The sequence below is a fragment of the Cyanobacteriota bacterium genome (assembly GCA_027618255.1).
Classification (GTDB): Bacteria; Cyanobacteriota; Vampirovibrionia; order LMEP-6097; family LMEP-6097; genus JABHOV01.
Window position 1 is genome coordinate 1 of record JAQCFG010000094.1, and the last position, 5415, is coordinate 5415.

Here is a 5415-nt window from a genome sequence, read left to right on the forward strand (position 1 = left end):
CGCGCAGCTCATCCCCGAAGCAAATTAATTTATAACAGCATCATTACTTTGAAATTGAACAAGCTTCGGAGTATTCGCCTTTGCTCAGAATAAGGCTAGGATCGAAGATGACACAGCAAAGTCTGGCTCTGTCATCTCTCTTTTAGAAAAAGTGGCTTCCTAAATCGAGGGGTTGACAAACCGAAGTCGAGAAACTAAACTGGATTGCACGTAGATTAAGCCGTGAGCAAATTAGAGAGCTTGCTTGTAAGAAGATTTTTTGGAAGGTTATTAAACTAATTGATTAAACAAGATTAACAACACAACGATGATCTCTTTTCTATTCAGAACTAAAAAACGATTCAAAATCATGGCAAACAAAGGCTCCGCAAGAAGCTTTATGCAAGACCTTGAGCACAATTGTTCAAAAGAAGCATTTGTTTATAATTCAATATTACAAATAGCCAGATCTGATCAATCTGTGAAATTAAGGTTTCATACGGATCTGCCTTTTGATAGTCCTGTCAAAGATCGTCAAGACGGGGCAATACTCTTTGATTTAATTAGCCTCAATTCCTTAAAAGAGCGTGACGCAAAGAAATTAGACTATATACTTGCAAGTATTAATTATAAACTTCCAAACAATATAAACAAATGGTTGCTCTACGGTCTACTGATTGATTATGAATATAACCTCGTTATCAATGACCAAGAAACTCAAGAAATAACAATCACACGTAATATACACAAAGACTCTTCTTTAAAGAAAGTTGGATTATTCGAACGTGTCAAAGATCCACGTACAAATCTTTCTCTAGAAGGATCAGCCAAGGTAGCACTCACGTTTCCACTTTATGCAACAATACTAACCTCTTGCTTGATTTACAACAATCTTGACAATCTATATCTCCAAATATTCTTAAATGTAATGTTTGGCTATGTCACAATCAAAAAACTATATCATTTAGGTAGATATATACTTTGTATTAGAAAATATCGAACTGTTATGGATGATATTCTAGTTAATTGTTTAAAAATTGAACCACAATAATAAATCGGATTACTGAGAATGGTGGACCTAAGCGGATTCGAACCGCTGACTTCTTCCATGCCATGGAAACACTCTACCAGCTGAGTTATAGGCCCTAAAAGGGATGGAAGCAACTCTTGTCTTGCGTCATAAAACAACGCTCAAAGAGTTACGTCCTTGATATCACTACACTTACGCGAGCAATAAATCTATTCTAGCAGCCGCATCAAAATCCATCTCAGTCAAACCACCAGCATTATGAGTATAGTACTCAACTCGGACTTTTTTAAAACCCAAAATCATATTAGGATGATGATTCAATTCTTCGGCAATTTGAGCAACTTGATTTGCAAAATCAAGACCAGCCAGGTAAGTATCAAACTCAAAATCCCTAACAAGCTGCTTAGGCTCTGTATCTATTAATTGCCAATTCTTGTTTATTTTTACTTTATATTCCATTAGCTCTGTATCCTTCAAAGCTATGGAAGGACAAGAACCATGGTCATTACAGTTCGTTTTCATTGATACAATTCTAGCAAAGATCAGAGCTACATAATAGACTTGATGCGAAAGTTGAGATCTCAATTAGGGCAACACGTGCATTCCGCACGGTTGCTACCTTTTTTCAGGCGACCTGTACTACAAAACTTCGTTTCGCAACAGGCCTAATGCCTAGAGGGTATGCTAGTATTTACAGTCTCGGAGACAGATATGAGTAAAAAAATCAACCCAGACAAACAACAACGTGGCGTAAAAAGAGCAGCCAAAGTGGCTAAACGGAAGGCCAAAAAAGCTAAAGCAGCTTAGATATTGTCATTGCGAGCCCGCAGAGCGTGGCAACCTAATGCATTGATTAAATCTTTTAACTGGATTGCTTCGTCACATTCGTTACTCGCAATGTCATAATGACATTATGTCTACAACGACCAAAAAAATACCCCTGCTAGATCTAAAGGCACAATATTCTCAAATTCAAAACGAAGTTGAGCAAGCTGTAATAGAAGTACTTAGATCTGCACATTTTGTTCTTGGACCCAACGTACAAGCCTTTGAACAAGAAGCCGCTGAGTTTCTTGGAGTCAAACACGCTATCACTTGCGCCAATGGTTCAGACGCACTTTATATTGCATTACTCGCGCTTGATATCAAAGCAGGAGATGAAGTTATAACTACTCCTTTCACTTTTGCTGCAACAGCTGAAGCAATTGATCAAACTGGCGCGTCAACTGTTTTTGCGGATATTAATCCAGAGACTTACAATATCGATCCACAAGAAATCGAAAAGAAAATTACAGACAAGACCAAAGCTATTATTCTTGTGCACCTCTACGGTCAAGCTGCGCAGATGGATGAAATTATGGCAGTTGCCCGCAAACACAATCTCAAAGTGATTGAAGATGCTGCTCAAGCTTTTGGTACCAAATACAATGATAAACGAGTTGGTGGCATAGGAGACATTGGTACTTTTAGTTTCTACCCAACCAAAAATCTTTCTGCCGCTGGCGACGCTGGCATGTGCACAACTAATGACGACCAGCTTGCTAAGCGCTTGCGTCGTATTAGAGTACACGGCTCTGATAGACGCTATTACCACGACGAGCTTGGAGTCAATTCAAGGATGGATGAAATTCAAGCTGCTATTTTGAGAATCAAACTCAAACATATAGACACCTGGAATAACAGGCGTGTTGAGATTGCCGAGATCTACAATCAAGGAATCACTCGAGCACAAAGTCCCAAATGCATTCCAGAATCAAGTCATATTTATCACCAGTACACCATTGCAGTTGATGCTAATCGAGACCAGCTCAAACAAGAGCTGGCAGATAAAGGAATCTCTTCAGAGGTTTACTATCCACTGCCGCTACATATGCAAAAACTCTATGAGCATCTTGGTCATAGACCTGAAGACTTCCCTCACTCATTAAAAGCAAGCCAAAACATACTTTGTTTACCAATTTATCCTGAATTAAGTGATGATGACGTTAGAATAGTAGTTGAAGCCCTGCAATAATGAGACATACTTTAATTCTAATTTACCTTCTCTGTTTGAGTCCACTAGCGGCATTAGCATCGTATGACAAACCACCAATCCCTGGCGATTGGCAACTTAGTTTCTCTGATGACTTTGATAATTTAGATACCAATAAATGGAACACAAGCTTGCCACGAGGTAGAGTGCAGCTTGGTGGCTCAATATGTTTATTCTTAGACGAGAATATCACAACAGCCAATGGCAATCTTGTGATTAGTTCTAATCAAGGCAAACACCAGCTTACAGACATCAAAGGTCAAAAATTTCAAAGAAACTATCACTCCGGACAAATTAATAGCTTCGGCAAATTCACACAACAATATGGCTACTTTGAAGCAAGAATGAAACTACCCAAGAGCGCCGGTCTTTGGCCTGCTTTTTGGCTAATGCCAAACCGGGTTGTGCCCCAAGCTTGGTCTACTTTCAATATTGACGGCACCAAGGGGATGGAAATAGATATCATGGAACACCTTAGTGAATGGGGACCAAATCAATTCCACTATGCCGCTCACTGGAATGGTTACAGAAAAACTCGCCAGTCAATGGGAGAGAGGTATTCTGTCTCGCATGATGCCCCAGGTGGCTATCGCAAGTTTGGACTCTATTGGCAAGAAGGTTTATTGATTTGGTTTATTGATGACATTGAAGTTGAAAGATGGACTAATCCGCGTATCGCCAATATTCCGATGCATATGATTATTAGTACTGAGATGGGTGGCTGGGCAACAGATGATTTTGGTAAGCTGCCAGATCATACCTATGTTGACTATGTCAGAGTTTGGACCGGTGAAGCGCAGCTCAATCCAATCCAAGAATACAACATCGACACAGCTGAGCTCTCAGGCAAATGGAAAAAGAAAAAAAATTACCTAGAAAGTAAAAAAGCCTGGTTCAAAAAAGATAGAACCAATAGTATAAGTTGGGACATAGCAATCAAAGAAGCTGGTCTTTATAGAGTATCTGCTAAATGGCCTCAATCAAAAAAGAAACTCGCAGAAGATCTTAGTTTCATCATCACCCATGGCTCAGGGATTACTGAAGTCAAAGTCAATCAGAATCAAGATTGCAATTACTGGCATCCACTTGGAGAGTTTGAACTAGGACAAGGATTAGAACATCTAGTTATAACAAGCAAAGCCAAGGATAGGGTTGTTATTGAGTCTGTGAGGTATGAATTAATTAAGCCAAGGTCATGAGATGCTTCTTAATCTCTGCAACTATCTCTGCAACTATCTCTTCAACAGTCTTATAATTTCCAGACTCTAAAGCTACTCTTAAAGTTTTGATACCATAAGTCTCAAATAAATAAGCATCTCTCAATTCATTGTCTTTTTTCACTAAGTCAAGTTCATGCAAAGGTCCATCAATTTCAATATTTAGCTTCAATTGTGGTATGAAGATATCCATTTCAATTTCATCAACATATTTAGCTGCAATCAATTCTAAGCCGAGCCCTGCATTTTCTAGACCCGTAAAAATTCTAGCTTCAGTTGAAGATCCTGTTGTCTTATCACTCTCTGATGCATCAGGCAAATTTGTTTGAAGCATTTTGATATAATCTAACAATTTTGCATTACAAGCAATTTCACCCTTGCCAGCAAACTGCAGGAGTACTAATTCTCTTAATAGGAATCCCCGCTCTTCATTGCTAGAGTGCTGATCGCTTGCTAAAATATCAAGAATAGATTCAATCAAAGCAGAGTGCTGTATAGGATTCAAACGAAGACCACTTAGAACAGAAGAATATGCAATGACTCCCGAAGGCAATTCCCTAGCTGTTTTCAACATTGAAGACAATGCATTAGTTGCTACTGCTAAATGATCATCATAGAAACGTGCGCTATAACAAATCTTGGCAAAAGCTTTATAAGCTTCTGCCGGTGGCATGCCTAAATTCTCATCTAACACAGTCACCAGTCTTTGCTTCAGCTTAGTCCTAATACTTTTGGCTGTTGGGCTAGTATTGTAAGTCAATGAATAAAAAATATCTGAGACCTCGTTAAGCCCCATAAAATCAATATTCTTGTCAAGTTGTTTCTCCATCTCTTGCAATAGTGGCTCAATCATGTTTGGATCTTTTTGGGAAAGACCAGAAAATGAACTAGATAGAATACTTGGATCTTTTATTTCTAAGCCCTCAGCTAAGGATTGAGTAAGTGTTTGATACAAATCCTTATAAAGTTTTGGATCAAACAACATGCATCCGCTAAGGATGGCGTGAAATCGTTGAGGATCGAGTTGATGACTTATTGGCTTTAAGGTCTCTGTTAAAAATATAAGCAAATCATCTAAGCCTGCAAACTTTTTATCATATAAGCCTATAAAACATTTAGCTATATCAACAGTAGTAAATTTCCCCTGTGAATTTCGA

The 5415-nt window shown here is 38.6% G+C and carries 5 protein-coding genes and 1 tRNA gene; 3 read left to right on the forward strand and 3 right to left on the reverse strand.

Going from position 1 to position 5415, the window contains the following annotated elements; translation table 11 throughout:
- Nucleotides 1-349: 349 nt before the first annotated feature.
- Complete coding sequence (locus O3C63_09410; GenBank protein MDA0773140.1) at nucleotides 350-1030, forward strand: hypothetical protein; 681 nt, start codon at nucleotides 350-352, stop codon at nucleotides 1028-1030.
- A 19-nt stretch (nucleotides 1031-1049) separates the two neighbouring features.
- On the opposite strand, the gene O3C63_09415 is transcribed toward O3C63_09410, so the two are convergent.
- Together O3C63_09415 and O3C63_09420 are read right to left on the reverse strand one after the other, a co-directional pair.
- Nucleotides 1050-1125: transfer RNA gene (locus O3C63_09415), tRNA-Ala, on the reverse strand.
- A 76-nt stretch (nucleotides 1126-1201) separates the two neighbouring features.
- Complete coding sequence (locus tag O3C63_09420; protein MDA0773141.1) at nucleotides 1202-1531, reverse strand: 4a-hydroxytetrahydrobiopterin dehydratase; 330 nt, start codon at nucleotides 1529-1531, stop codon at nucleotides 1202-1204.
- A gap of 391 nt (nucleotides 1532-1922) precedes the next feature.
- On the opposite strand from O3C63_09420, the gene O3C63_09425 reads away from it, so the two are divergent.
- Together O3C63_09425 and O3C63_09430 are read left to right on the forward strand one after the other, a co-directional pair.
- Entirely contained in the window at nucleotides 1923-3023 is a 1101-nt protein-coding gene (locus O3C63_09425) for a DegT/DnrJ/EryC1/StrS family aminotransferase (protein MDA0773142.1), read from the forward strand.
- Nucleotides 3023-4240, forward strand: a complete 1218-nt coding sequence (locus tag O3C63_09430) for a glycoside hydrolase family 16 protein (GenBank protein MDA0773143.1) — start codon at nucleotides 3023-3025, stop codon at nucleotides 4238-4240. Before O3C63_09425 ends, O3C63_09430 begins: the two co-directional genes overlap by 1 nt.
- On the opposite strand, the gene O3C63_09435 is transcribed toward O3C63_09430, so the two are convergent.
- Nucleotides 4224-5415, reverse strand: a 1192-nt coding sequence (locus O3C63_09435; protein ID MDA0773144.1) for a hypothetical protein, incomplete at its 5' end; no start/stop codon positions are given. The genes O3C63_09430 and O3C63_09435 overlap by 17 nt on opposite strands.

Bases quoted from the DNA above. Each gene is read 5' to 3' on its own strand.
- O3C63_09410 (MDA0773140.1), top strand. From the start codon at position 350: ATGGCAAACAAAGGCTCCGCAAGAAGCTTTATGCAAGACCTTGAGCAC.
- O3C63_09420 (MDA0773141.1), bottom strand. From the start codon at position 1,531: ATGAAAACGAACTGTAATGACCATGGTTCTTGTCCTTCCATAGCTTTG.
- O3C63_09425 (MDA0773142.1), top strand. From the start codon at position 1,923: ATGTCTACAACGACCAAAAAAATACCCCTGCTAGATCTAAAGGCACAA.
- O3C63_09430 (MDA0773143.1), top strand. From the start codon at position 3,023: ATGAGACATACTTTAATTCTAATTTACCTTCTCTGTTTGAGTCCACTA.